A 24,176-nucleotide genomic window follows, 5' to 3' on the forward strand; every position below is an offset into this window, starting at 1 on the left:
CCGTTCAGCGGGCCCGGTTCAGGCCCCGCAGGGCGAGCCGCAGCAGGGCGCCGACGTCCGGCACGGACTGCGCCTCGGCCTCCGGCGCGACCCGGGAGACCGCCTCCTCCGCCTCCCGCGGAGCGTAGCCCAGGCCCACCAGCGCGGAGTGCAGCTGCTCGTGCCAGGGCGCCGGGCCGGACGCCACCGGCTTCTGCGCGGGGACGGTGCCGTGCGGGGCGCCGAGCTTGTCCTTGTACTCCAGCAGCAGCTTGGCCGCCTTCGCCTTGCCGATGCCGGGCACCGCGATCAGCGCCTTCTCGTCGCCGCCGGCCACCGCGACCCGGAGCGCCTCCGGCGAGTGCACCCCCAGCATCGCCTGGGCCAGCTTCGGCCCGACGCCGGGCGCCGCCTGCAGCACCTCGAAGGTGGCCCGCTCGTCGTCGTCCGCGAAGCCGAACAGGGTCAGCGAGTCCTCCCGGACCACCAGCGAGGTCGCCAGCCGGGCCACCTCCCCCACCCGCAGCGCCGCCAGCGTGGTCGGCGTGCACTGCACCGCCATCCCCACCCCGCCGACCTCCACCACGGCCACGCCGGCCCCCAGCACCGCAACCGGCCCCTGCACGAAGGCGATCATGGCGTCGTTCTCTCCCTGTCGATGGCTGAGCGTGAAACGTACCGGTGGGCGTCCCGTCAGGGGCGCGGGGAACTGCGCGGGCGGCCCGTCGCCCCGGCGCCGTGCCAGGAGCCGCCGCCCGGGCCGTGGGCCTTGATCGCCGCGGTCAGGCGGTTGGTGCTGCCGCCGCGCCAGATGTGGCAGATGGCCAGGGCCAGCGCGTCCGCCGCGTCGGCGGGCTTGGGCGGGGCGTCGAGCCGCAGCAGGCGGGTGACCATGGCGGTGACCTGAGCCTTGTCGGCCCGGCCGGAGCCGGTGACGGCGGCCTTGACCTCGCTGGGGGTGTGCAGCGTGACGGGGATGCCGCGGCGGGTCGCGCAGAGCACGGCGACCGCGGAGGCCTGCGCGGTGCCCATCACGGTGCGGACGTTGTGCTGGGCGAACACCCGCTCCACGGCGACGAGTTCGGGCGAGTAGCGGTCCAGCCAGGACTCCAGGCCCTGCTCGATGGCGAGCAGCCGGGGGCCGATCTCGTCCTCGGCGGGCGTGCGCACCACGCCGACGCCGAGCATCGTCAACTGCCGCCCCGGGAGTCCTTCGACCACCCCGACGCCGCACCTGGTCAACCCAGGGTCCACACCCAGCACTCGCACGGCCACACCTCTCCTTGACCTGCGCAGGTTACCCCCGGCCACCGACAACCGGTCCCGGACACGCCTCCGCCCGGCGGCCACCAGCGGGCCACCGGGCGGGGGACGCGGGCCGGACTCAGGCGTCCAGCTCGGCCATGATCTCGTCGGAGACGTCGAAGTTGGCGAAGACGTTCTGCACGTCGTCGCTGTCCTCCAGCGCGTCGATCAGCTTGAAGATCTTGCGGGCGCCGTCGGCGTCCAGCTCGACCTGCATGCTGGGGACGAAGTTGGCGTCGGCGGAGTCGTAGTCGATGCCCGCGTCGACCAGCGCGGTGCGGACCGCGACCATGTCGGTGGCCTCGGACATCACCTCGAAGGCCTCGCCCAGGTCGTTGACCTCCTCGGCGCCGGCGTCCAGCACGACGTCCAGGATCTTGTCCTCGTCCACGCCGTCGGCCTTGGGGACGATCACGACGCCCTTGCGGTTGAACAGGTAGGACACCGAGCCCGGGTCGGCCATGTTGCCGCCGTTGCGGGTCATCGCCACGCGCACGTCGGAGGCGGCGCGGTTGCGGTTGTCGGTGAGGCACTCGATCAGGACGGCCACGCCGTTGGGGCCGTAGCCCTCGTACATGATGGTCGAGTAGTCGGCGCCGCCGGCCTCCGCACCGGAGCCGCGCTTGACGGCGCGGTTGATGTTGTCGATCGGGACCGAGCTCTTCTTGGCCTTCTGGATGGCGTCGTAGAGCGTGGGGTTGCCGGCCGGGTCGCCGCCGCCGGTGCGGGCCGCCACCTCGATGTTCTTGATCATCTTGGCGAAGAGCTTGCCGCGCTTGGCGTCGATCGCGGCCTTCTTGTGCTTGGTGGTAGCCCACTTAGAGTGGCCGGACATCGCCAGCTCCTTTTCGTCGCCAATGGGAAATGAACAGGGGAGATCTTACCGGTGCCGCACCGCCGGGTGGCACACGGTCACCGCGCCGCACGGGGCCGTTCAGCGCCCGGCGGCCTCGACCATCCGGACGAAGTACTCGTGGACGCGGTGGTCGCCGGTCAGCTCCGGGTGGAAGGAGGTGGCCAGCAGGTTGCCCTGGCGGACCGCGACGATCCGGGCGTCCGGGCCGTCCGCGGCCGGCACCTCGGCCAGCACCTCGACGCCCGCGCCGACCGCCTCGACCCAGGGGGCGCGGATGAACACGCCGGTGACCGGGTCGCCGGCCAGGCCCGCGAACGGGATGGCGGTCTCGAAGGACTCGTTCTGCCGGCCGAAGGCGTTGCGGCGGACCGTCATGTCGATGCCGCCGACGCTCTCCTGGTCGTCCCGGCCGTCCAGGATCTTGTCGGCCAGCAGGATCATGCCCGCGCAGGTGCCGTAGACCGGCATGCCGGCCGCGACCCGCTCGCGCAGCGGGTCCATCAGGCCGAACAGCACGGCCAGCTTGGAGATGGTGGTGGACTCGCCACCGGGCATCACCAGGGCGTCGACCTCGGCCAGCTCCTCCGGGCGGCGCACCGGCCGGGCCAGCGCGTCGGCGGCGGCCAGCGCCACCAGGTGCTCGCGGACATCGCCCTGCAGGGCCAGGACGCCGATGGTGGGGGTGCTCACGGTCTCACTACCTCTTCGTTCTCGAACTACAGGGCCCGGGAGCCACGCAGCGGCCCGCCGTGCCGGGAACTCGCACGGCGGGCCAGACGCGTGGGCGCTTACCAGCCGCGGTTGGCGTAGCGCTCGGTCTCCGGGAGGGTGTCGCAGTTGATGCCGACCATGGCCTCGCCCAGGTTGCGGGAGGCGTCCGCGATGATCTTCGGGTCGTCGAAGAAGGTGGTGGCCTTCACGATGGCGGCGGCGCGCTTGGCCGGGTCGCCCGACTTGAAGATGCCGGAGCCGACGAACACGCCCTCGGCGCCGAGCTGGCGCATCAGCGCGGCGTCGGCCGGGGTGGCCACGCCACCGGCCGAGAACAGCACGACCGGCAGCTTGCCGAGCTCGGCGACCTCGCGGACCAGCTCGTACGGGGCGCGCAGCTCCTTGGCGGCGGCGTACAGCTCGTTGTTGTCGAAGCCGCGCAGCTTGGCGATCTCGTTCTTGATCTGGCGCAGGTGGCGGACGGCCTCCACCACGTTGCCGGTGCCGGCCTCGCCCTTGGAGCGGATCATGGCCGCGCCCTCGGCGATCCGGCGCAGCGCCTCGCCCAGGTTGGTGGCGCCGCAGACGAAGGGGGTGGTGAAGGCCCACTTGTCGGAGTGGTTGACCTCGTCGGCCGGGGTGAGGACCTCGGACTCGTCGATGTAGTCGACGCCGAGCGACTGCAGCACCTGAGCCTCGACGAAGTGGCCGATCCGGGACTTGGCCATCACCGGGATGGAGACCGCGCCGATGATCTCCTCGATCATGTTCGGGTCGGACATCCGGGCCACGCCGCCGTCCTTGCGGATGTCGGCCGGGACCCGCTCCAGCGCCATGACCGCGACCGCACCGGCGTCCTCGGCGATCTTCGCCTGCTCGGCGTTGACCACGTCCATGATCACGCCGCCCTTGAGCTGCTCGGCCATGCCGCGCTTGACGCGGGCGGTGCCGACCTGGGGCTGCTCGGCGGAAGTGGGGGTGGTGGACACGTAAGACCTCACTCAGGGATGAACCGGTGCTATCGATCTATCGTAGGCCCGGGGGCCCGCCGACCCATGCGCCACATGGTCCAGGGCCGTCCCCGGCATACGACAATCAGGCCAGCGGCCCGGCTGCGGCAGGAAACGGGGTTCAGCCTACGCGGACGCACCCTCGGGCGTGAGGGCCACCGGGGGCTCGTCGTCCATCTCGAAGGCCAACGGGAACGGCGCGCGCCCCGCGAGGCGGAAGTAGCGCACCAGCCGGTGCTCGCGCACCGCGCGCGCCGCCCGCACCGCGTCGTTGTGGAAGCGCCGCGCCATCGGCACCCGGCGCACCGCCTCCACCAGGTCGCGCACCGCCTCCTCGCCGCCCGGCGCCGCCCGCAGCGCCGCGACCTGCTCCGGCTCGTCCAGCACCGCCCGCAGCGCCAGGCTCAGCTCGCTCTCCGCCACCTCGCGCTGCTCGGACTCGGCCTGCCGGGCCGCGTGCGCCGCCTCCAGCAGCAGGATCGACGCCGCCGGGTCCAGCAGCGAGGAGGTCGCCAGCTCCACCGCCACCGAGGAACGGCGCAGCAGCTGGGCGTCCAGCGAGGCCCGCGCGGCGTCGATCCGGGCGTGCAGCCGGTCGAGCCTGCCCGCCGTCCAGCTCAGGTAGACGGCGAACAGTACGACGGCCGCAACGGCCCAGATCCAGGTAGCCACGGGGCGCTACGGTACCGGCTCGGCCCCCGGGCTCAGCCCCCGAGGACCGCCGAGCGGTAGGCGAGGTGGTCCAACTCCTCGACCTGGACGGCGACCTGCACCGGCCCGGCGTCCGGCCCCAGGTACCCGGGCAGCACCTCCAGCACCGCCTCGGCCAGCGCCGCCTTGGCCGCCGCGCTGCGCCCCGGGAAGACCTCGACCCTGACCGCGACCAGCGCGAAGGTCTCGGTGTCCGCCCCGACCACGTTCTCCTCGGTGCGCCGGAACCTGGTCTTGCACTTCTCCGGCTTGGCGTCCAGCAGCTTCACCGCCAGCCGGTTCAGGGCCAGGCCGAAGCCCCGCCGGTCGAAGGAACCGGCGAGCCGGTCGGTGTGGTCGACGGTGATCAGCGGCATGCGGGGCTACCTCTTCCGGACGGGACGGGTCAACGGCTCGGACGCGAGCGGCGGTCGGACGGTTCGACCTCGGCCACCGGCGGACGCCCGTCGGTCACCGTCTCGTACACCGACAGCACCTCGGCGCCGACCGTCTCCCAGTCGAAGCGCCGCACGTGCCGGGAGGCCGCGGCGCGCAGCTCCGCCAGCCGGTCCGGGCTGCCCAGCAGCTTGAGCGCCGAGGCGGCCAGCGCCTCCGCGTCCTCCACCGGGAACAGCTCCCCGGCCGCACCGCCGTCCAGCACCTGCCGGAACGCGTCCAGGTCGCTGGCCAGCACCGGGGCGCCCGCCGACATCGCCTCGACCAGGATGATGCCGAAGGACTCGCCGCCGGTGTTCGGCGCCACGTAGAGGTCGACCGAGCGCAGCAGCCGGGCCTTGTCCCGGTCCGAGACCATGCCGAGGAACTCCACCCGGGCCCGCGCCTCGGGCGCCAGGCCCTCCACGGCCTCCTCCTCGTCGCCCTTGCCGGCCACCAGCAGCCGCACGCCCGGCCGCTCGGCCAGGATCCGCGGCAGCGCGGCCAGCAGCGTCGGCAGGCCCTTGCGCGGCTCGTTGATCCGCCCGATGAAGCCGATCGTCTGGTGGGCGATCGCCCCCGGCCCGCCCGCGGCCGCGCCGCCCTGCCACTGCGGATTCGGCTCGGCGTCCGCGAAGAACCGCACGTCCACGCCGTTCGGGATCACCACCGCGTCGCCGCCCAGGTGCTCCACCAGGGTGCGCCGGGCGTACTCCGACACCGCGATCCGGCCCGACATCTTCTCCAGGCCCGGCTGCAGGATCGGCGAGGCCGCGATCATCGCCCGCGAGCGCGGGTTCGAGGTGTGGAACGTCCCCACCATCGGCCCGGTCGCCGCCCAGGCCGCCAGCATCGACAGCGACGGCGAGTTCGGCTCGTGCACGTGCAGCACGTCGAACCGGCCCTCGCGCAGCCAGCGCCGCACCCGGGCCGCCGACAGGATGCCGAAGCTCAGCCGCGCCACCGACCCGTTGTACGGCACCGCCACCGCCCGCCCGGCCGAGACCACGTAGGGCGGCAGCGCCTCCTCGTCCTCCGCCGGGGCCAGCACCGACACCTCGTGCCCCAGCCGGATCAGGTGCTCCGCCAGGTCCCGGATGTGGAACTGCACCCCGCCCGGCACGTCCCAGTCGTACGGGCACACCACGCCGATCCTCAACGCTCGGCCCTCCGCGGGGTCAGGTCGGACAGCCACAGCTTCTGCAGCATGTGCCAGTCCACCGAGTGCTCGCGGATCGCGACCGCCCACACGTCCGCCATCGCCTGGGTCATCGCCGCGGCCTGCTCCTGCCGGGTGCCCTCCCCGGACGGCACCACCTCGGGGTGCACCTCGGCCCGCAGCACCGCCCCGTCGTACCAGAGCGACACCGGGAACAGCGCCGCCCCGGTCCGCTGGGCCAGCGCCGCCGGACCGGCCGGCATCCGGGTCGGCTCGCCGAAGAAGTCCACCTGGATCCCGGCCTCCGAGAGGTCCCGGTCGCCCACCAGGCACACCAGCTTCCCCTCGCGCAGCCGCCGCGCCAGCGTGCCCACCACCGAGACCTGGGAGCCGGTCAGCGCCAGCACCTCCATCCCCAGGCTCTCCCGGAACGCCACGAACCGGTCGAACAGCGACTCCGGCTTCAACCGCTCGGCGACCGTGGTGAACGGGTGCCCGCCCGCCGAGGCGATCCACGCCCCCGCCAGGTCCCAGTTCGCCATGTGCGGCAGCGCCAGCACCGCGCCCCGCCCGGCCGCCAGCGCCTCGTTCAGCAGTTCCAGGTTCTTCACCGTTATCGCACCGGCGATCCGCTCCCGGCTCCAGGTCGGCAGCCGGAACGACTCCATCCAGTACCGCATGTACGAGCGCATCCCGGCCCGGGACAGCTCCCGCAGCCGGATCCCGTCCGCGTCCGGGTGGACCCGCGACAGGTTGGCCTCCAACTGCCGCACCCCCTTGCCCTGCCGCCGCCACGCCACGTCGGCGATGGTGTCGAACAGGCCGCGGGCCACCGGCTCGGGCAGGAGCTTCAACCCCGCCCAGCCGGCCGCGTAGGCGGCGTCGACCAACCGTTCCCTCACTTGACCCCCTCGGCGGCGCCCGCCGCCTCCAGCTCCGCCGACTCCCGGCGCACGGTCAGCATCCGCTGCGCCACCGTCACCAGGCTGCCCGCCGCGACCACCCACAGGGCGATCGGCAGCAGCCACTCGATGTACGGCACCCCGAACTTGTGCAGCCCCGCGAAACCGGCCGCGGTCAGGCTGATCACCAACCGCTCCGCCCGCTCCACCAGGCCCGAGACGTTCACCGGGAAGCCCAGCGCCTCGCCGCGCGCCTTGGTGTACGACACCACCTGGCCGCTGGCCAGGCAGAAGACCGACACCGCGCACAGCAGGTCGTTGTCACCGCCCCCCGCGTACCACATCGCCAGACCGCCGAAGATCGCCGCGTCGGCGACCCGGTCCAGCGTCGAGTCCAGGAACGCGCCCCACTTGCTGGAGCGGCCCGCCTGGCGGGCCATGTTGCCGTCCACCAGGTCGGAGAAGATGAAAAGGGTGACGGTGATCACACCCCAGAAGAACTCCCCGCGCGGGAAGAACACCAGGGCGCCGGCCACCGACCCGGCCGTACCGATCAGCGTGACCGCGTCCGGACTGACACCCCACCGCAGCAGCATCGCGGCGAACGGGGTGAGGACACGTGTGAAGAAGGCACGCGCGTACTTGTTGAGCATGGCCTTCCGGTCCGCTCCGCTCCTCGGATTGGCGCCCGCGAACCGCTTGCCCGCCGGGCGGCCGCGCGAATGGACCCGCCCGGCTGGACAATGGTATCCACGCTGATCGAGCGGCAGGAGGCCAGCCATGCCGGACCGGACGGCCCACACCCCCGCACCGCCCGCGGACCGACCCGACCGGCTCCGCAACGTGGCCCTGGTCGGGGCCGGCGGAGCCGGGAAGACCACCCTCGCCGAAGCCCTCGCCCGCACCGCAGGCGTCCTGACCAGGGCCGGAACCGTCCCCGACGGCACCACCACCGCCGACTGGGAGGACGTCGAGCACCAGCAGCAGCGCTCCGTCCAACTCGCCCTGCTCCCCCTGCCCTGGCGCGGCCTCAAGGTCAACCTGGTCGACGCCCCCGGCTACGCCGACTTCGCCGGCGAGCTCCAGGCCGCCCTGCGCGCCGCCGAGGCCGCCCTGTTCGTCCACTCCGCCGCCGACCCCGAGGTCGCCCGACCCGTCCGCGCCCTGTGGAGGCAGTGCGAGGACGCCCGGCTCCCCCGCGCGATCGTCCTCACCCACCTGGGCACCGCCCGGGTCCGCCTGGACGACGTGCTGCGGATGCTCCAGGACACCCTCGGCACCCCCGACACCGTCCGCCCGCTGCACCACGTCGACCTCCGCGACGGCCACCTGCACGGCCTCACCGACCTGCTCACCGGCCGCACCCACGGCACCCCGCAGGACGCCCCCGGCCTCGACGCCGCCCTGGACGCCGAACGCGCCCGCCTGGTCGAGGCCCTGGCCGGCGAGGACGACACCCTGATGGCCCGCTACCTCGACGGCGAAGGGCTCGACACCGCCGCCCTCACCGCCGGACTGCGCCGCGAACTCCTGACCGGCACCCTGCACCCCGTCCTCGCCACCGCCCCGGACGGCACCGGCTGCGACGCCCTGCTCGACCTGGTCGCCGACGCCTTCCCCTCCCCCGCCGACCGCACCGACGAACTGCCCGCCGCCGACCCCGACGCCCCGCTGGCCGCCCAGGTCGTCCACACCGGCGAGGACCCCTACCTCGGCCGCCTCAGCCTGCTCAAGGTCTTCGCCGGCACCCTGCGCCCCGACACCACCGCCCACCTCCCCGACGGCACCGAGGAACGCCTCACCGCCCCGCACAGCCCGCTCGGCCGCCAACTGCGCCCCGTGCCGATGGCCGTGGCCGGGGACCTCGCCACCGTCACCAAGCTCACCGCCGCCCGCACCGGCGACACCCTCACCACCGGCGACACCGTCCTCCCGCCCTGGCCGCTGCCCGAGGCCCTGCTCCCCACCGCCGTCCGGGCCCGCTCCAAGGCCGACGACGACAAGCTCTCCCAGGCCCTCGGCCGGCTCTCCGCCCAGGACCCGGCCCTGCGGGTCGAACAGAACCCCGACACCCACCAGCTCGTCCTGTGGTGCACCGGCGAGGCCCACCTCGCCGTCACCCTCGACCGCCTCACCACCCGCCACGGCGTCCACGTCGACACCGTCCCCTACGAGGTCGCCCTCCGCGAGACCTTCGCCGCCCCCGCCGACGGCCACGGCCGGCACGTCAAGCAGTCCGGCGGCCACGGCCAGTACGCCGTCTGCGACCTCACCGTCGAACCCCTGCCCGGCGGCGGCTTCGAGTTCGTCGACCGCGTCGTCGGCGGCGCCGTCCCCCGCCACTTCGTGCCCTCCGTCGAGAAGGGCGTCCGGGCCCAGCTCGCCCACGGCCTGCACGGCCACCCGATGACCGACGTCCGGGTCACCCTCACCGACGGCAAGGCGCACTCCGTCGACTCCTCCGACGCCGCCTTCCAGACCGCCGCCGCCCTCGCCCTCAAGGAGGCCGCCGGCCACACCGCCGTCGAGGTCCTCGAACCCGTCGACGAGGTCCGCGTCCTGCTGCCCGACGAGTACCAGGGCGCCGTGCTCACCGACCTGTCCGCCCGCCGCGGGCACGTGCTGGGCACCGAGATCGGCGGCCCCGGCCTCAGCCTGGTCCGCGCCGAGGTCCCCGAACTCGAACTCACCCGCTACCCGCTCGACCTGCGCTCGCTGTCGCACGGAACCGGCCAGTTCACCCGCAGCTACCTGCGGCACGCCCCGATGCCCGCCCACCTCGCCGCGCGGCACACCGCCGACTGAGCCCCGACCGCGACGACCGCGCCCGGCCACCCCGGCCGCGACCGCTACCGCGACGACCGCTACGACCGCCGCGGCAGCGCGCACGCCGGAGTGCCGCCCGGCATCCGGTCCCGGTTCTTCGCGACCCAGCGGTAGACCACGTCCGCCACCGGCCGCACCGGCGCCAGCGCCAGCACCCCGCCGGCCCACGCCCACAGCCCGCCCGACCGCATCAACAGCCGCGCCACCGCCTGCGCCCCGCCGTACACCCGGCGGTCCGGCGTCACCCACAGCACCTCCCGCGAGGCCCGCTCCGGCGTCACCTCCCCGCCGGTGTACTCCGCGAGCGCGGCCATGTCCGCGAACTGCCACGCCACCGCGTCCCAGCCCGCCGAGGACAGGCTCTGCCGCGGATAACGCTCCGCCCACCGCACGCAGCTGGAGCAGAACGCGCAATCACCGTCGAAAACCAGCACCGGCCCCGGTGCGTACGCACTCGTCATGCCCGAGATCCTCCACCCCCGCGGCGCCGGCCGACAAACCGGGTGCGTCGAACCCGCCCGCACGGGGCAGCATCACCCCGAAAACGCCGCGCGCGGCCGATATGTGACCCAGGTTCAGCCGATGATCCGCACGGCCCGGCCGCCGCACGGTAACCTGCCGCAGATCGATCAGGGGAGAAGGAGCTGCACAGGTGACTCAGCTCGACATGACGCCGGGCGCACAGGTACCACGCACGGACGTCGGCAACCAGACCGCGGTCACGCAGGCGTTCTCCTCCGCCGCCTACCGCGACGGCGACTACAACGAACTGTCCGCCCTCACCGGAATCACGGTCAAGAAGGGCAAGTTCGCGCTCTTCCGCCCCAGCGCCGGCGAGGCGTTCAGCCGCGCCCTGATCGACCGCACCCTCGGCGGCGGCCGCAAACCGCTGGTCCCCTCGCACGGCACCGACGTCCGGATGGTCGTCGAGCACTGCCTCGCCGCCGAGGACCTGCGCGAGGCCCGGGACCGCAAGCTCACCGGCCTCAGCCTGCTCTTCGGCCTGCTCTTCCTCCCCGGCACGCTGGTCTGGCTGGCCGCCTACCAGGCCCGCGCCTGGCTCGGCAGCAAGAAGTCCGCGGCCAAGGACGGCTTCATCGGCACCCTGGCCCTGCTGCTCGCCCTCGGCCTCACCGTGCTGCTGCTGATCCGCCCGCCCTTCGGCGGCCTGCCCGGCCTCTACTTCCGGGTGGTCATGCTCGGCCCGGTCCTCGGCTGGTACCTCGCCAAGCGCACCGTGGTCACCAGCGTCATGCAGCAGCGCGCCCGCTGGGGGGACCTGGTCGGCGGCAGCCCGGTCGCCGCCGTCGTCCCCAAGGCCGTCCCCAAGGACCACCTCGACAAGAAGGCCAACACCCTCAAGGCCGGCCTGGACCGCCTCAGCACCGAGCAGACCACCAACGTCCAGCACTACGCCGGGAACAGGGGCATCCTCGGCATCGGCGCCCGCTGGGCCGAGTGGTCCATGGCCGAGGACCTGCACCCCGCCGAGGGCCACCACGACTTCCGCACCTTCCACGTCTCCGACCTCACCCGCCGGATCGCCGACCGCCTCTCCAGCGTGACCAGCAGCGACGTCCCCAACGGCGGCCTGCCCCGGCCGCAGATCAGCCACTGGGTGGTGCTGGACATCGGCGAGGGCGCCGACGAGATCGGCCGCCCCTCCGGCCCCGAGATGGACGGCGACCGGATGCGCGACTTCGCCGTCCACGAGGTCGCCGCCAAGCAGAGCCTCGGCGCCGACACCAAGCACCGGATCGCCGTCCAGTTCGTCCTGCACAAGGGCCAACTGATCTCCACCACGGTGATCGACGTGACCGTCATGGTGCACAACCTGCAGATCCGGGTCACCCCGCACACCCTCGGCCCGATCAACGGCTACTTCACCTCCAAGCCGAAGGTCCCCGAGAAGGACGTCACCAAGACCTTCCGGTTCTGGGAGACCCGCACCGTCCAACTCCCGGTCGTCACCGACCTCGAAGTGGTCCGGCAGGCCGTCCGCGCCCCCTTCCACCGGAACCCCGGCCTGCTGAAGTGGCTCGGCGGCTCGATCGCCTTCCCCGAACCGCTCTGCCTGCGCCAGGCCTGGGCCGACCCGACCTGGAACAGCCGCTTCAAGTCCGACGACGCCATCAACCTGACCCGCCCCGTCGTCGGCATCGTCCACGCCGCCATGATCGAGTTCCTCGGTGAGCACGACGTCGCCGTCGACCGCTTCACCACCCGCTCCAACATCCTGCGCAGCGAGGTCCAGGGCTCCCGCCCCTTCCGCGCCGACAAGTACGACGCCGGCTGACCGGCCCCGCCGGACACGCACCAGGGGCGTACGGGAGGTCTCCCGTACGCCCCTGGACGTCCGTCGGACCGGCTCAGGCCGGCCACACCTCGGACAGCATCTTCCGGGTGTCCGCCAGCAGCTGCGGCAGCACCTTCGTGTGCCCCACCACCGGCATGAAGTTGGTGTCCCCGCCCCAGCGCGGCACCACGTGCTGGTGCAGGTGCGCGGCGATGCCCGCCCCCGCGGCCGCCCCCTGGTTCATCCCGATGTTGAACCCGTGCGCCCCCGAGGCCGCCCGCAGCGCCGTCATCGCCTTCTTGGTGAACTCCCCCAGCTCCGCCGTCTCCGGCCCGTCCAGCTCGGTGTAGTCCGCGACGTGCCGGTACGGCACCACCATCAAGTGCCCCCCGTTGTACGGGTACAGGTTCAGCACCGCGAACACCGACTCCCCGCGCTGGACGATCAGCCCCTCCTCGTCACTCAGCTGCGGGATGGAGCAGAACGGACAACCGTCGTCGGGAGCCGGCCCGGTGGGCTTGTTCTCGCCCTGGATGTACGCCATCCGATGAGGTGTCCACAGGCGACGGAAGCCGTCCGGCTCCCCCACGCCCCGCTGCAGTTCCGGCTCACTCGTCATGCCCGCCAGCATAAGCGCCACGGCCCACGAACAGAGCAGTGCGGGGCAGACTCCCGCTGGAGCCCGCCCCGCATCTTCACGCCTCGCCGTTCCCCGCAGTCAGCATGAACGGGACCGGGTCACCTCCGCTTTCGCAGAGAGATCAGACCTGTACCCGGTTCCGCACCGCTTCAACGATCTCGGCGATCGCTTCGTCACGGGGCACGCCGTTCTTCTGCTCGCCGTTGCGGTAGCGGAACGACACCGCACCCGCTTCGACGTCGTCGTTGCCCGCGATCAGCATGTACGGAATTTTGCTGCGCTGGGCGTTCCTGATCTTCTTCTGCATCCGGTCGTCCGAGGTGTCGACCTCGACCCGGATCCCGTGCTTCTTCAGCTCGGCCGCCACGTCCAGCAGGTACGGCACGTGCTCGTCGGTGATCGGGATGCCGGTGACGGTGACCGGGGCCAGCCACGGCGGCATCGCGCCCGCGTAGTGCTCCAGCAGCACCGCGAAGAAGCGCTCGATCGAGCCGAACAGCGCCCGGTGGATCATGACCGGCCGCTGCCGCGAGCCGTCCGCCGCGGTGTACTCCAGGTCGAAGCGGTTCGGCAGGTTGAAGTCGAGCTGCACGGTCGACATCTGCCAGGTCCGGCCGATCGCGTCGCGCGCCTGCACCGAGATCTTCGGGCCGTAGAAGGCCGCGCCGCCCGGGTCCGGCACCAGCGGCAGGCCCTGCTTCTCGGCCACGCTGGCGAGGACCGCGGTGGCCTCCTCCCAGTCCTCGTCGCTGCCGACGAACTTGGTCTCGTCCTTGGTGGACAGCTCCAGGTAGAAGTCGTTCAGGCCGTAGTCGCGCAGCAGGTCCAGCACGAAGGTCAGCGTGCGGTCCAGCTCGTCGGCCATCTGCTCGCGGGTGCAGTAGATGTGCGCGTCGTCCTGGGTGAAGCCGCGGGCGCGGGTCAGGCCGTGCACGACGCCGGACTTCTCGTAGCGGTAGACCGTCCCGAACTCGAAGAGGCGCAGCGGCAGTTCGCGGTAGGAGCGGCCGCGCGCGTCGAAGATCAGGTTGTGCATCGGGCAGTTCATCGGCTTGAGGTAGTAGTCGACGCCCTCGTCCAGCTGCATGGGGGGGTACATGCCGTCGGCGTACCAGTCGAGGTGGCCGCTGGTCTCGAACAGCTTCCCCTTGGTGGCGTGCGGGGTGTAGACGAACTCGTAGCCCTCCTCCTCGTGCCGCTTGCGCGAGTAGTCCTCCATGGTGCGGCGGATGATGCCGCCCTTGGGGTGGAAGACGGCGAGGCCGGAGCCGATCTGCTCGGGGATGGAGAACAGGTCGAGTTCGTTGCCGAGCTTGCGGTGGTCGCGCTTGGCGGCCTCCTCCAGGAAGTCGAGGTGGGCCTTGAGCTCGTCCTTGGTGGGCCACGCGGTGCCGTAGAGGCGCTGCAGCATGGGGTTGCGCTCGCTGCCGCGCCAGTACGCGGCGGCGGAGCGCATCAGCTTGAAGGCCGGGATGTGCCGGGTGCTGGGCAGGTGCGGGCCGCGGCAGAGGTCGCCCCAGCAGAGTTCGCCGGTCTTCGGGTCGAGGTTGTCGTAGATGGTGAGCTCGCCCGCGCCGACCTCGACGTCCGCGCCCTCGCCGGCGGTGGCGGCGGAGCCCTTGAGACCGATCAGTTCGAGCTTGTAGGGCTCCTTGGCGAGCTCCTCGCGGGCGGCCTCGTCGGTGACCACCCGGCGGGAGAACTTCTGGCCCCGCTTGATGATCTCCTGCATGCGCTTCTCGATGACCTTGAGGTCGTCCGGCTGGAACGGCCGCTCGACGTCGAAGTCGTAGTAGAAGCCGTCCCGGACGGGCGGGCCGATGCCGAGCTTGGCCTCGGGGAAGACCTGCTGGACGGCCTGGGCCATCACGTGGGCGGTGGAGTGCCGCAGGATGTCGAGGCCGTCGGGGCTGGAGATCACGACGGGTTCGACCACGTCGCCGTCCTGGACGACGTGGGCGAGGTCCTTGAGCTGGCCGCCGACCCGGGCGGCGATCACGGCGCGGTCGTCGGCGAAGAGCTCGGCGGCCGTAGTGCCCGTGGTCACCACGCGCTCTTCCCGATCGGGTTCGCGGTTGATGATGATCCGGACGTCCGTCACCGGTCTCTCCTGACGTTCTGGCTACCGTGGCGCAGCTGAACCGCTGCATCGTGCATGGTACCGAGCCCGGCCGCGTCCACGTCGCCAAGGGCCGGACGCCGCCCGCGTGGTCATCCGGTCACGTTCCGCCACGATTCGGACGTCGGGGACGGTTGACCGGTCCCGGAGTGCGGTATCACTCCCTCACGGTGCGGCCGCTGCACCGGTCCTCGGTGGCAGCGGCGCCCGGCAAGGACCGTGCGGCGTCTGAGGGGGCGTCATGCAGCAGATGGGTTCCTGGTACCGCGGTCCGCTGGCGTCCTTCGACACCGAGACGACGGGTGTCGACGTCGAGCGGGACAGAATCGTTTCGGCCGCCCTGGTGGTGCAGTCCGCACCGGGCGGGGCGGCCGCCGTCCGGACGTGGCTGGCCGACCCGGGGGTACCGATCCCGGAGCCGGCCCGGGCGGTGCACGGCATCACGGACGAGCAGGTGCGGGCGCACGGGCGGCCGCCGCGCGCGGTCGCGGCGGAGGTGGCCCGGGCGCTGGCCGAGCAGGCCCGGGCGGGCGTGCCGCTGGTGGTGATGAACGCCCCGTACGACTTGACGCTGCTGGACCGGGAGTTGCGCCGGCACGGGGCGGGGTCGCTGGCGGAGGCGCTGGAGGGCGCGGAGCTGCTGGTGCTCGATCCGCGGGTGCTGGACAAGCAGTTCGACCGCTACCGCAAGGGCCGGCGCACGCTGACCGACCTGTGCGCGCACTACGGCGTGGAGTTGGTGGGCGCGCACGACGCGGCGGCGGACGCGCTGGCGGCGATGGAGCTGGTGCGGGCGGTGGCGTCCCGGCACGGGGCGCGGCTGGGCGGGCTGTCGCCGGCCGAGCTGCACCTGCGGCAGGCGGTGTGGCACGCGGCGCAGGCGCGCGGCCTGGAGCGGTGGTTCGAGCGCTCGGGCGCACCGGAGCAGGTGGACACGGCCTGGCCGGTGCGGCCGGCCCGCTGCCGCTGCGGCGAGCGCCTGGAGCCGGGCCACGCCTGCGAGTTGGCGGCCTGACGCCCCGTCGGGGAGGGTCGGGCGCGGAAAAACGCCGCAGGCCCCGACGGCGTGGTCGGGGCCTGCGGCGTGCTCGGTGGGCGATACTGGGATCGAACCAGTGACCCCTTCGGTGTGAACGAAGTGCTCTCCCGCTGAGCTAATCGCCCGGGCAACGAGAAGAACTGTAGCACCACTTGGGCCCGGGTCCACAATCCGTTCCACGGACGGTCCCCCAGTTCCCCTTCCGGGAGGGCGCGTTGAATGTCCGTCAGAACTCGGGTCGGAGCATGCGGAAAAGGCGCAGGGCCCCGACCTGATAAACAAGTCGGAGCCCTGCGCCTGCGCATTCCGGTGGGCGATACTGGGATCGAACCAGTGACCCCTTCGGTGTGAACGAAGTGCTCTCCCGCTGAGCTAATCGCCCGGGTGCAGGGAAAACATTACCCCATCCGCGCGGGTGCTCCGAACACCCGCACCGCCGCCGGCCCCGTGCCCCGGCGGACCTCCCCAGGCACCGGTTCCGACCAGCGGCGCCGGTCGGCCACGGCGGGTGACGGCCCCGGTCGGGGCGGTCGCCGGACCGCGGCGGCCGGGGGCGGTCCGGGCGCCGGGCGGGGCCAGGTTCGTGGGTTCCTCCAGTCCCCCGCGGGCCGCCCCGGTGCGACCGCCGGTAATGCCCTGCCGTTACCGGCCCGCCGCCCGGGCGGCGGGAGCCGCCGGGGGATTCCGCAATGCGCCGGAAGGGGTACGACTCGCACCGGAATCGGGACAGACGGGTTTACACCGGGCTTTCAGGTGGGATGGTCCGTTCGCCGACGTGCGATTCCCCGAGCGCACACTGAGCGAAAGGCCCTGGCGCTTATGAACACCACGGTCAGCTGCGAGCTGCACCTGCGCCTCATCGTGTCCAGCGAGTCCTCACTGCCCGTCCCCGCGGGCCTGCGCTACGACACTGCCGACCCCTATGCCGTGCATGCGACGTTCCACACCGGAGCAGACGAGACCGTGGAGTGGGTGTTCGCCCGCGACCTCCTCGCGGAGGGGCTGCACCGACCGACCGGTACCGGCGACGTCCGGGTGTGGCCGTCCCGCAGTCACGGTCAAGGCGTGGTTTGCATCGCCCTGAGCTCTCCGGAAGGAGAGGCCTTGCTGGAGGCCCCGGCCCGGGCGCTTGAGTCCTTCCTCAAGCGGACGGACGCCGCGGTGCCCCCCGGCACCGAACACCGTCACTTCGACCTCGACCGGGAGCTGTCCCACATCCTCGCCGAGAACTGAACCCCGTACGAGTACGGCCCGCCGTCGCGCGGCGGCGGGAACGCCTCGATGCGCACCGTCCTACTCGGGGGCACGGTCGCAGCTCGCAGCCGCCCCGGCGGCCTCGGGGTCCGGCCCCGGGTGTCCCCTCCCACCGGAGGGGACACCCGGGGCTCAGTCGCGTCCCGGACCGGTTCTCGGTCCGGCTCCCGGCCCGGGAGCCGGGCCGCCGTGGGCGGGGGCCGGTAGAGTCGGCGCGCGATGACCGACGCGCCGGCCCCGGGGCCGGCGCCGCGTGAGGAGCCCCCACGTGCTGATCACCCATGACACCGAGTGCGCGCTGAGCATCCTGGTGGAGCTGCTGAACACGGCGCCCGAAGCGTGCGGCAGCGAACGGCTGCCCGACGTGGCGGCGCTGAGCGCCTTCGTGGTCCGGCAGGAGATCAGCGAGATCGACTCGCTCGGTCCGGCGGACCTGGCCGCGGTGCACGAGCTGCGCACCCGGCTGCGCGAGGTGTTCTCGGCCGGTTCGGTCGAGCGGGCCGCGGAGCTGGTGAACGCCGTGGTCGCGGAGGCCGGCACCACGCCCCGGCTGACCAACCACGACCACCACGGCTGGCACATCCACTACTTCGCCCCGCACGCCGCGGTCGGCCGGCACCTGGCCGCCGAGCTGGGCATGGCGCTCGCCTTCATCGTGATGGCCGGCGAGCTGGAGCGGCTGCGCCGGTGCGGGGCGCCGGGCTGCGCCCGGGTGTTCGTCGACCTGTCCCGCAACCGTTCGCGCCGCTACTGCGACAGCCGCACCTGCGGCAACCGGCTGCACGTCGCGGCGTACCGGGCCCGGCAGCGCTCGGCGGAGGCGGTGCCGGGCCCGGAGGCGGTGCCGGCCGCGGACGCGGTGCCGGCCGCGGGCCGCTGAGCCCGGTCGGCGGGGGGCTCCCGGCCTGGGAGACTTGGCGGCATGAGTGATTCCTCGCTGCCCCGTGTCGAGTTCTGGTGCGACCTGCTGTGCCCCGACTGCCGTACCGCGCTGGACGACGTCCGGGCGCTGCGCGAGCGGTTCGGTGCCGCGCTGACCGTCGAGCTGCGGCACTTCCCGCTGGAGAAGCACAAGCACGCGTACCCGGCGGCCGAGGCGGCGGCGGAGGCGTTCGAGCAGGGGCGCGGCTGGGAGTTCGCGGAGGCCGTGCTGGCCCGCCTGGAGGACGTCGAGCGGGGCGGGGCGGCGGTGCTGGTGGAGATCGCCGGGGCGGTCGGGGTGGACGCGGACGAGGTGGACACCGCGCTGGTCGACGGCCGGCACATGCTGTGGGTCGACGCGGACGTGGCCGAGGGCCGGGCGATCGGGGTCACGGGCACGCCGACGTACGTGGTGGCCGGGAAGCGGCTGGACGGCGGGCAGTCGCAGGACGGGTTGCGGGAGCGGATCGTCGAGCTGCTGAACGGCTGAGCGGGCGGGGCAGGGCGGGCCGGGGCGGGTCAGAGCGGTTTGCCGAGCAGGTGCCGGGTGGTCCGGTAGCCGAGCGACTCGTACAGGCCGAGCGCCACCGCGTTGTCGCGGAACACGTTCAGGCCGAGGTGGCGGACGCCGGCCCGCAGGCACTCCCGTTCGGCGATCCGCATCAGGGTGCGGCCGTGGCCCCGGCCGCGGTGCTCGGGGGCGACCTCCACCAGCATCACCCAGGCGAGCGGGCTGCCGTCGGGCAGCACGCCCTGGTGGAGGGTGACCCAGATCGTGCCGAGGACGCTGCCGTCGGCGTCGAGCAGGTGGCGCAGCACGGTGCCGACGGTGGAGAGGCCGACGGGGAGGGCGCGGCGGTGGTCGCTCTCGGCGCGGGCGGTGGCCTCCTCGGGGCCGAGGCCCGCGGTGACCAGTTCCTCGCGGTAGCCGGCGACGGCGGCCTGCTGCCAGGCCGGGTACTCCTCGGCGGTCATCGGACGGTCCGTCAATTCGCTTGTCGGGGCCGGGAGTCGGTCGAGCCGCTTGCCGAGGTTGCGCATCTGCTCGGTGTACCCGAGGGCGTGCGCGAGGCGGAGCGCGACGGGGGCCTCGACCGGGACGGTGACCTGTGCCCGGGCGCAGCCCCAGTAGCGGAGCACCTCCTCGGCGGCGAGCACCGCGACGGTGCCGCGCCCGCGGCGCCGGTCCGGTTCGGCCACCTCCAGTTCGCAGATCTCCCCCGGGTAGCGCCCGCTGCGGCCCCACGCGTTGGTCCGCAGCCCGCCCACCCGCCGCCCGTTCACCATGATGTGCCAGCGCTGCGTCCGCCCGCCGCCGACGCCCGCCTCCTCGGGCCCGTCGGGCCGCAACGTGGTGGTCATGCCGTCTCCCTTTCCCGCCCCGGACGCTCTTCTATCCCCGCCCCGCCCGCTTCCCGCCGCAGCCGCAGGCCCCCCGGGCCCCGGCGCGGCCGGTCCCCGCTCAGACCGGGTCGCGGTCCTGCCCGGCGCGCTCCGCGAAGAGCTCCATCGCCTTGCGGGTGACCGGCCCGACGCCCGGGAGCTCGCGGTCGTCGATGCGGGTGACGGCCTGGACGTCGCGGAGGGTGGAGGTCAGGAAGACCTCTTCCGCGTCGGCGAGGGCTTCGAGGGGGACGTCGGTCTCTTCGGCGCCGGTCCAGTCGAGGACGAGGTGGCGGGTGATGCCGGCGAGGCAGCCGGAGGCGAGGGTGGGGGTGAGCAGGCGGCCGTCGAGGACGAGGAAGACGTTGGAGCCGGTGCCTTCGCAGAGCCGGCCGGCGGTGTTGGCGAGGAGGGCTTCGCTGGCACCGGCCCGGTGGGCGGCGGCGAGGGCGATGACGTTCTCGGCGTAGGAGGTGGTCTTGAGGCCGGTGACGGCGGAGTGTTCGTTGCGGCGCCAGGGGACGGTGACGACCGAGGTGGTCTCGGGGCGGGGGCTCGCGGTGCCGAGGGCGGCGATCAGGCTGGGGCCGGCGGTGCCGCGTTCGGAGCCGAGCGGGGAGGTGCCGCCGGTGTAGGTGATCCGCAGGCGGCCGAGCGGCAGCGGCTTGGCGGCGAGGACGGCGGCGCAGGCTTCGCGGACCAGGTCGTGGTCGGGGTCGGGCAGGCCGAGGCCGCGGGCGGAGCGGGTGAGGCGGTCGAGGTGGCGGGTGAGGGCGAAGGGTTCGCCGTGTTCGGTCTTGACGGTTTCGAAGACGCCGTCGCCGACGGTGAGTCCGTGGTCGAGGACGGAGAGTGCGGCGTCGTCCTCGGCGGTGAGGGTTCCGTTGACCCAGATCATCGGCGGGTTGCTCCTTCGGGTGTTTCGGGGGTGCCGGTGGAGGCTATCGCCACCAGCCGGGCGGCTTTGAGCTCGGTTTCCCGCCACTCGCGGTCGGGGTCGGAGTCCCAGGTGATTCCGGCGCCGGTGCCGAACTTGAGGACGGGGGCGCCGGTGGTGGGGCGTTCGATCCAGAAGGAGCGGATGCCGACGGCGAGTTCGGCTTCGCCGCGGTCGGCGTCGACCCAGCCGACGGCGCCGCAGTAGGGGCCGCGGGGGGCGGTTTCGAGGTCGCGGATGATCCGCAGGGCGCTGCTCTTGGGGGCGCCGGTGACGGAGCCGGGCGGGAAGGTGGCGGCGAACAGGTCGGCCCAGCCGGCGTCGGGGCGCAGGGTGCCCTCGACGGTGGAGACGAGGTGGACCAGGCCGGGGTGCTTCTCGACGGCGCACAGGTCGGGGACGGTGACGGTGCCGGTCCCGCAGACCCGGCCGAGGTCGTTGCGGACCAGGTCGACGATCATCACGTTCTCGGCGTGGTCCTTGTCGAGCAGGTCGTGCTCGGTGCGTCCGGTGCCCTTGATCGGTCCGGAGCGGACGGTGCGGCCGCGGCGGGCGAGGTAGAGCTCGGGGGAGGCGGTGGCGATCTCGACGCCGTGGTCGGGGAGCCGGATCGTTCCGGCGTACGGCGCGGGGTTGTGGGCGGCGAGCAGGCCGGTGAGGGCGTCGATGTCGGTGCGGTCGGGGTCGGGCAGGGGTGCGCTCAGCACCCGGCAGAGGTTGGCCTGGTAGACCTCGCCGGCGGCGATGTGCTCGCGGATGCGGCGGACTCCGGCGCGGTAGGCGTCGGCGTCGAGGGAGCTGTGCCAGTCGGCGGGGTCGGGGCCGTGCCAGCGGTCGGTGGCGGGCGGGGCCGGGTCGGGGCGGACGTCGGCGAAGCGGGCGCAGGTGAGGCGGCCCTCGAAGTCGTGGGCGACGGCCCAGAATCCGCCGCGTTCGAGGGCGGCCGGGTCGTGGGTGACTTCGCGCAGCCCGGTGGCGAGGCGTCCGGCGAAGCGGGCCATCGGCTGGTGCGGGCTGGGGGGCGGGGTGCGGCCGGACACGGTTCTCCTGCGCGGATGTTCGGTGCTGCCCGCTGCCGGTGCCGTGTCGGGCGCCGGGCGCGCGCGGGCGCGGGGCGGGCCCCGGGGGATCGCCCCGGTACCGGAAAGTCTAGGTCGGGGGCCCGGTGGAACGTCCGGACCGGGCGGGGCGGTTCGGCGTCCGGCGGCCACCCCCGCGCCACGCTGCGGGAACGGATTTTTCAGCTGGGCCGGGGATCCGCTAGAGTTCAACACGTCGCCAGGGAGCGCAGCCGGGAAAACCGGAGGCGGGCCGGGCAGACAGGCGGACGTGGCTCAGTTGGTAGAGCATCACCTTGCCAAGGTGAGGGTCGCGAGTTCGAATCTCGTCGTCCGCTCGATGGGGAACAGGGTAAGATCGTTCTCCAGGAGTTCGAGAAGTTCAGAAGTTGCCTGGTGGAGTGGCCGAGAGGCGAGGCAACGGCCTGCAAAGCCGTGTACACGGGTTCAAATCCCGTCTCCACCTCCAAGAGGTACCGTCCGGTTTCGACCGGGGGTCCTCCCCGCGCGATTAGCTCAGCGGGAGAGCACTACCTTGACACGGTAGGGGTCACTGGTTCAATCCCAGTATCGCGCACTGGTCTTCGGATCCCGGTCCTCAGGATCGACCCGCGCGATTAGCTCAGCGGGAGAGCACTACCTTGACACGGTAGGGGTCACTGGTTCAATCCCAGTATCGCGCACTCAGGCTTCCCAGCTGTGGGATTCCTGGCGCACCCGCGCGATTAGCTCAGCGGGAGAGCACTACCTTGACACGGTAGGGGTCACTGGTTCAATCCCAGTATCGCGCACCACGATCGAGAGCCGCGGTCCACTTCGGACCGCGGCTCTCGGCGTTCGACGGCGGTGGTCGGGAAACGGTGGTGGCCGGGAACGGCACGCCCTCACCGACGTGTCGTTCCCGGCCATCCGGTGGGCCGGAGCTGCAGCCTGTGCCACTCACGCTGTCCGTCCACGACGGTGAGGGCGGCTCCGGCCGGCGCGGACCCCTACCCCATGAGGGGTCAGCGCCCGATCAGGTCGGCGACCGCTCTGGTCTGGGTCGCCAGTTGGTCCCACGCTCCGAACAGGGCCAGCAGCAGGACGGCGCAGGGCAGGACGATGGCGAGTGCGACGACCGGGTGCCGGGTCTCCGTGGTGGGGAGGTGGCGGCGGCGAAGGGCTCTGTTGAGCGGTGCCATGGTGTGCTGGGCTCCTGCCGGGCTGGTGCTGCGGGTCGGGTCGGGCGGGACGGGTGGTGCGGGGTGGTGCGGGGTGGTGCGGTCTGCGGCGGGGGCGGCGTCTCGGGGGACGAGCGGGGCCGCCCTCGCTTGTGACAACCGTATGCGGGGGGACCGACGGGATCGTCATGCCCGCGTACCGTTCCGTTCGCCTCCGCTGGGATGAGGAGCGGCGGCGCGGCGTACTCCTGGAGGCGGAGACGGGGGGACGAGGACCCCTGAGCCGGCTTCGGGGTCGTCCCCGGGGGGTGGCCGGAGCCCGGGCCGGGCCGGTGGGGCGGCGGCGGGCTTCTGACGGGGCGTCGGGCCGGGCCGGGGTCGGTTCGGGTGCGGATCGCCGCCGCTGGGGGCGGGCGGCGGGGGGCTCGCGGAGCGGGACCGGCACTCTGATCGGACAATCCCACCGGCGGTTCGCGTGTTGCGTGTCGACGCGGGGCCGCTACCTGTCCGTAAGCTGTCCCGAGACAGTTGTCTGACGATGCCCCACATCCGACGGGGCCTCACCCCACAGGCTGACGGAACGGGAACGGGTACGGCAGATGGCAATGATGCGGCTGAGGCGTGAGGACCCCCGCATCGTCGGCCCGTACCGGCTGCACCGGCGGCTGGGCGCCGGCGGGATGGGCGTGGTGTACCTGGGCTCCGACCGCAAGGGGCAGCGGGTCGCGCTGAAGCTGATCCGCGCCGAGCTGGCCGAGGACGCCGAGTTCCGCACCCGCTTCGCCCGGGAGATCGCCGCCGCCTCGCGGATCCGCGGCGGCTGCACGGCCCGGGTGGTGGGCTCCGACATCGAGACGGAGCGGCCCTGGCTGGCCACCGCGTACGTGCCCGGGCCCTCGCTGTACAAGCAGGTCTCCGAAGAGGGGCCGATGGCCTGGCCGGACGCGGCACGGATCGGCTCGGCGCTGGCCGACGGGCTGGTCAAGGTGCACGAGGCCGGGGTGGTGCACCGGGACCTGAAGCCGTCGAACATCCTGCTCTCCCCCAAGGGCCCGCGGATCATCGACTTCGGCATCGCCTGGTCGCGCGGCGCCTCCACCCTCACCCACGTCGGCACCGCGGTCGGCTCGCCCGGCTTCCTGGCGCCCGAGCAGGTGCGCGGCGCTGCCGTCACGCCCGCCACCGACGTGTTCGCGTTCGGGGCGACGCTGGCCTTCGCGCTGACCGGCGAGTCGCCGTTCGGCTCGGGCGCCTCCTCCGAGGTGATGCTGTACCGGGTGGTGCACGAGGAGCCGGACCTGACCGGCATCCCGCCGGTGCTGGCCCCGCTGGTCGGCGCCTGCCTGGCCAAGGAGCCGTCCGAGCGCCCGCCCGCGGCCGCGCTGCACGAGCGCCTGAGCGAACTCGCGGCGCGCGGCGGCGGCCGGGCCGGGCCGGCGGCCGCCGCCCGGGCCGCCGGGCTCCGGGCCGCCGCCGTGCCCGCCCGGCAGGCGCGC

General features: G+C 73.1%; 24 protein-coding genes and 7 tRNA genes. 12 read left to right on the plus strand and 19 right to left on the minus strand.

The window, feature by feature from the left end; translation table 11 throughout:
* Positions 1–4 precede the first annotated feature (4 nt).
* From ruvA to pgsA, 10 genes are all read right to left on the minus strand, one after another.
* Entirely contained in the window at positions 5–616 is a 612-nt protein-coding gene (ruvA, locus tag ABD345_RS09355; protein WP_344551472.1) for a Holliday junction branch migration protein RuvA, read from the minus strand.
* A 56-nt stretch (positions 617–672) separates the two neighbouring features.
* Positions 673–1,248 (minus strand): crossover junction endodeoxyribonuclease RuvC, encoded by a 576-nt coding sequence (gene ruvC / locus ABD345_RS09360; protein ID WP_344551473.1) that lies wholly within the window; start codon positions 1,246–1,248, stop codon positions 673–675.
* A gap of 115 nt (positions 1,249–1,363) precedes the next feature.
* Entirely contained in the window at positions 1,364–2,119 is a 756-nt protein-coding gene (locus tag ABD345_RS09365; protein WP_014134592.1) for a YebC/PmpR family DNA-binding transcriptional regulator, read from the minus strand.
* Positions 2,120–2,218: 99 nt separating this feature from the next.
* Positions 2,219–2,830, minus strand: a complete 612-nt coding sequence (gene pdxT / locus ABD345_RS09370) for a pyridoxal 5'-phosphate synthase glutaminase subunit PdxT (protein ID WP_344551474.1) — start codon at positions 2,828–2,830, stop codon at positions 2,219–2,221.
* A gap of 98 nt (positions 2,831–2,928) precedes the next feature.
* On the minus strand, positions 2,929–3,840 hold the full coding sequence (gene pdxS / locus ABD345_RS09375) for a pyridoxal 5'-phosphate synthase lyase subunit PdxS (protein WP_111555892.1): 912 nt from the start codon (positions 3,838–3,840) through the stop codon (positions 2,929–2,931).
* A gap of 147 nt (positions 3,841–3,987) precedes the next feature.
* Positions 3,988–4,533: a hypothetical protein gene (locus ABD345_RS09380; protein ID WP_344551475.1), complete on the minus strand. Its 546-nt coding sequence runs from the start codon at positions 4,531–4,533 to the stop codon at positions 3,988–3,990.
* A gap of 32 nt (positions 4,534–4,565) precedes the next feature.
* The gene (locus tag ABD345_RS09385; protein WP_344551476.1) at positions 4,566–4,928 is read right to left on the minus strand and encodes an isomerase; all 363 of its coding nucleotides are present in this window, start codon (positions 4,926–4,928) and stop codon (positions 4,566–4,568) included.
* A 29-nt stretch (positions 4,929–4,957) separates the two neighbouring features.
* Positions 4,958–6,145: a glycosyltransferase family 4 protein gene (locus ABD345_RS09390; RefSeq protein WP_344551477.1), complete on the minus strand. Its 1,188-nt coding sequence runs from the start codon at positions 6,143–6,145 to the stop codon at positions 4,958–4,960.
* The gene (locus ABD345_RS09395) at positions 6,142–7,047 is read right to left on the minus strand and encodes a phosphatidylinositol mannoside acyltransferase (RefSeq protein WP_344551478.1); all 906 of its coding nucleotides are present in this window, start codon (positions 7,045–7,047) and stop codon (positions 6,142–6,144) included. Before ABD345_RS09395 ends, ABD345_RS09390 begins: the two co-directional genes overlap by 4 nt.
* The gene (pgsA, locus tag ABD345_RS09400) at positions 7,044–7,700 is read right to left on the minus strand and encodes a phosphatidylinositol phosphate synthase (RefSeq protein ID WP_344551479.1); all 657 of its coding nucleotides are present in this window, start codon (positions 7,698–7,700) and stop codon (positions 7,044–7,046) included. Before pgsA ends, ABD345_RS09395 begins: the two co-directional genes overlap by 4 nt.
* A 127-nt stretch (positions 7,701–7,827) precedes the next feature.
* Here pgsA and ABD345_RS09405 point away from each other — a divergent pair, with 127 nt between their 5' ends.
* Complete coding sequence (locus ABD345_RS09405) at positions 7,828–9,852, plus strand: elongation factor G (RefSeq protein WP_344551480.1); 2,025 nt, start codon at positions 7,828–7,830, stop codon at positions 9,850–9,852.
* A 59-nt stretch (positions 9,853–9,911) separates the two neighbouring features.
* Here the strand turns inward: ABD345_RS09405 and ABD345_RS09410 are convergent, their stop codons facing one another.
* Complete coding sequence (locus tag ABD345_RS09410) at positions 9,912–10,334, minus strand: thiol-disulfide oxidoreductase DCC family protein (protein WP_344551481.1); 423 nt, start codon at positions 10,332–10,334, stop codon at positions 9,912–9,914.
* Between the two features lie 191 nt (positions 10,335–10,525).
* Between ABD345_RS09410 and ABD345_RS09415 the strand changes: the two genes are divergently transcribed.
* Complete coding sequence (locus ABD345_RS09415; protein ID WP_344551482.1) at positions 10,526–12,169, plus strand: hypothetical protein; 1,644 nt, start codon at positions 10,526–10,528, stop codon at positions 12,167–12,169.
* Between the two features lie 73 nt (positions 12,170–12,242).
* On the opposite strand, the gene ABD345_RS09420 is transcribed toward ABD345_RS09415, so the two are convergent.
* Together ABD345_RS09420 and thrS are read right to left on the minus strand one after the other, a co-directional pair.
* Positions 12,243–12,800, minus strand: a complete 558-nt coding sequence (locus ABD345_RS09420) for an HIT family protein (protein WP_344551502.1) — start codon at positions 12,798–12,800, stop codon at positions 12,243–12,245.
* 130 nt (positions 12,801–12,930) lie between these two features.
* The gene (gene thrS, locus ABD345_RS09425; protein WP_344551483.1) at positions 12,931–14,910 is read right to left on the minus strand and encodes a threonine--tRNA ligase; all 1,980 of its coding nucleotides are present in this window, start codon (positions 14,908–14,910) and stop codon (positions 12,931–12,933) included.
* 268 nt (positions 14,911–15,178) lie between these two features.
* On the opposite strand from thrS, the gene ABD345_RS09430 reads away from it, so the two are divergent.
* Positions 15,179–15,943 (plus strand): exonuclease domain-containing protein, encoded by a 765-nt coding sequence (locus ABD345_RS09430; RefSeq protein WP_344551503.1) that lies wholly within the window; start codon positions 15,179–15,181, stop codon positions 15,941–15,943.
* A 77-nt stretch (positions 15,944–16,020) separates the two neighbouring features.
* Here the strand turns inward: ABD345_RS09430 and ABD345_RS09435 are convergent.
* Positions 16,021–16,092, minus strand: a tRNA-Val gene (locus ABD345_RS09435).
* 185 nt (positions 16,093–16,277) lie between these two features.
* Positions 16,278–16,349 (minus strand) — tRNA-Val (locus tag ABD345_RS09440).
* A gap of 437 nt (positions 16,350–16,786) precedes the next feature.
* Here ABD345_RS09440 and ABD345_RS09445 point away from each other — a divergent pair.
* The 3 genes from ABD345_RS09445 (at position 16,787) to ABD345_RS09455 (ending at position 18,632) form a co-directional block, all read left to right on the plus strand.
* Positions 16,787–17,200: an SsgA family sporulation/cell division regulator gene (locus ABD345_RS09445; RefSeq protein ID WP_030459107.1), complete on the plus strand. Its 414-nt coding sequence runs from the start codon at positions 16,787–16,789 to the stop codon at positions 17,198–17,200.
* Between the two features lie 289 nt (positions 17,201–17,489).
* A complete protein-coding gene (locus ABD345_RS09450) occupies positions 17,490–18,101 on the plus strand; it encodes a CGNR zinc finger domain-containing protein (RefSeq protein ID WP_344551484.1) in 612 nt (203 codons plus the stop codon).
* A 42-nt stretch (positions 18,102–18,143) separates the two neighbouring features.
* Entirely contained in the window at positions 18,144–18,632 is a 489-nt protein-coding gene (locus ABD345_RS09455) for a DsbA family protein (RefSeq protein WP_344551485.1), read from the plus strand.
* Positions 18,633–18,661: 29 nt separating this feature from the next.
* Here ABD345_RS09455 and ABD345_RS09460 read toward each other — a convergent pair whose 3' ends face one another.
* The 3 genes from ABD345_RS09460 to ABD345_RS09470 all read right to left on the minus strand — a co-directional run bounded on the left by ABD345_RS09460 (position 18,662) and on the right by ABD345_RS09470 (position 21,463).
* Complete coding sequence (locus tag ABD345_RS09460; RefSeq protein WP_344551486.1) at positions 18,662–19,504, minus strand: GNAT family N-acetyltransferase; 843 nt, start codon at positions 19,502–19,504, stop codon at positions 18,662–18,664.
* 100 nt (positions 19,505–19,604) lie between these two features.
* Entirely contained in the window at positions 19,605–20,423 is an 819-nt protein-coding gene (locus ABD345_RS09465) for an aminotransferase class IV (protein ID WP_344551487.1), read from the minus strand.
* On the minus strand, positions 20,420–21,463 hold the full coding sequence (locus ABD345_RS09470) for a chorismate-binding protein (protein WP_344551504.1): 1,044 nt from the start codon (positions 21,461–21,463) through the stop codon (positions 20,420–20,422). Before ABD345_RS09470 ends, ABD345_RS09465 begins: the two co-directional genes overlap by 4 nt.
* Positions 21,464–21,785: 322 nt before the next feature.
* On the opposite strand from ABD345_RS09470, the gene ABD345_RS09475 reads away from it, so the two are divergent.
* The 5 genes from ABD345_RS09475 to ABD345_RS09495 all read left to right on the plus strand — a co-directional run bounded on the left by ABD345_RS09475 (position 21,786) and on the right by ABD345_RS09495 (position 22,314).
* Positions 21,786–21,858: transfer RNA gene (locus ABD345_RS09475), tRNA-Gly, on the plus strand.
* A 57-nt stretch (positions 21,859–21,915) separates the two neighbouring features.
* Positions 21,916–21,989: transfer RNA gene (locus ABD345_RS09480), tRNA-Cys, on the plus strand.
* Between the two features lie 36 nt (positions 21,990–22,025).
* Positions 22,026–22,097 (plus strand) — tRNA-Val (locus ABD345_RS09485).
* A 34-nt stretch (positions 22,098–22,131) separates the two neighbouring features.
* A tRNA-Val gene (locus tag ABD345_RS09490) sits at positions 22,132–22,203 on the plus strand.
* Between the two features lie 36 nt (positions 22,204–22,239).
* Positions 22,240–22,314 (plus strand) — tRNA-Val (locus ABD345_RS09495).
* Between the two features lie 210 nt (positions 22,315–22,524).
* Here ABD345_RS09495 and ABD345_RS09500 read toward each other — a convergent pair.
* Positions 22,525–22,701, minus strand: coding sequence for a hypothetical protein (locus ABD345_RS09500; protein WP_344551488.1), 177 nt, complete (start codon positions 22,699–22,701; stop codon positions 22,525–22,527).
* Positions 22,702–23,279: 578 nt separating this feature from the next.
* On the opposite strand from ABD345_RS09500, the gene ABD345_RS09505 reads away from it, so the two are divergent.
* On the plus strand, positions 23,280–24,176 hold an 897-nt coding region (locus ABD345_RS09505), incomplete at its 3' end, for a serine/threonine-protein kinase (protein WP_344551489.1).

The organism is Kitasatospora saccharophila (assembly GCF_039529925.1).
GTDB classification, from domain to species: domain Bacteria; phylum Actinomycetota; class Actinomycetes; order Streptomycetales; family Streptomycetaceae; genus Kitasatospora; species Kitasatospora saccharophila.

Bases quoted from the DNA above. Each gene is read 5' to 3' on its own strand.
- ABD345_RS09500 (WP_344551488.1), bottom strand. From the start codon at position 22,701: ATGGCACCGCTCAACAGAGCCCTTCGCCGCCGCCACCTCCCCACCACG.
- pgsA (WP_344551479.1), bottom strand. From the start codon at position 7,700: ATGCTCAACAAGTACGCGCGTGCCTTCTTCACACGTGTCCTCACCCCG.
- ABD345_RS09430 (WP_344551503.1), top strand. From the start codon at position 15,179: ATGGGTTCCTGGTACCGCGGTCCGCTGGCGTCCTTCGACACCGAGACG.
- ruvA (WP_344551472.1), bottom strand. From the start codon at position 616: ATGATCGCCTTCGTGCAGGGGCCGGTTGCGGTGCTGGGGGCCGGCGTG.
- ABD345_RS09455 (WP_344551485.1), top strand. From the start codon at position 18,144: ATGAGTGATTCCTCGCTGCCCCGTGTCGAGTTCTGGTGCGACCTGCTG.
- ABD345_RS09405 (WP_344551480.1), top strand. From the start codon at position 7,828: ATGCCGGACCGGACGGCCCACACCCCCGCACCGCCCGCGGACCGACCC.
- ABD345_RS09465 (WP_344551487.1), bottom strand. From the start codon at position 20,423: ATGATCTGGGTCAACGGAACCCTCACCGCCGAGGACGACGCCGCACTC.
- ABD345_RS09420 (WP_344551502.1), bottom strand. From the start codon at position 12,800: ATGCTGGCGGGCATGACGAGTGAGCCGGAACTGCAGCGGGGCGTGGGG.
- ABD345_RS09385 (WP_344551476.1), bottom strand. From the start codon at position 4,928: ATGCCGCTGATCACCGTCGACCACACCGACCGGCTCGCCGGTTCCTTC.
- ABD345_RS09470 (WP_344551504.1), bottom strand. From the start codon at position 21,463: ATGGCCCGCTTCGCCGGACGCCTCGCCACCGGGCTGCGCGAAGTCACC.
- ABD345_RS09365 (WP_014134592.1), bottom strand. From the start codon at position 2,119: ATGTCCGGCCACTCTAAGTGGGCTACCACCAAGCACAAGAAGGCCGCG.
- ABD345_RS09410 (WP_344551481.1), bottom strand. From the start codon at position 10,334: ATGACGAGTGCGTACGCACCGGGGCCGGTGCTGGTTTTCGACGGTGAT.
- ABD345_RS09460 (WP_344551486.1), bottom strand. From the start codon at position 19,504: ATGACCACCACGTTGCGGCCCGACGGGCCCGAGGAGGCGGGCGTCGGC.
- ABD345_RS09445 (WP_030459107.1), top strand. From the start codon at position 16,787: ATGAACACCACGGTCAGCTGCGAGCTGCACCTGCGCCTCATCGTGTCC.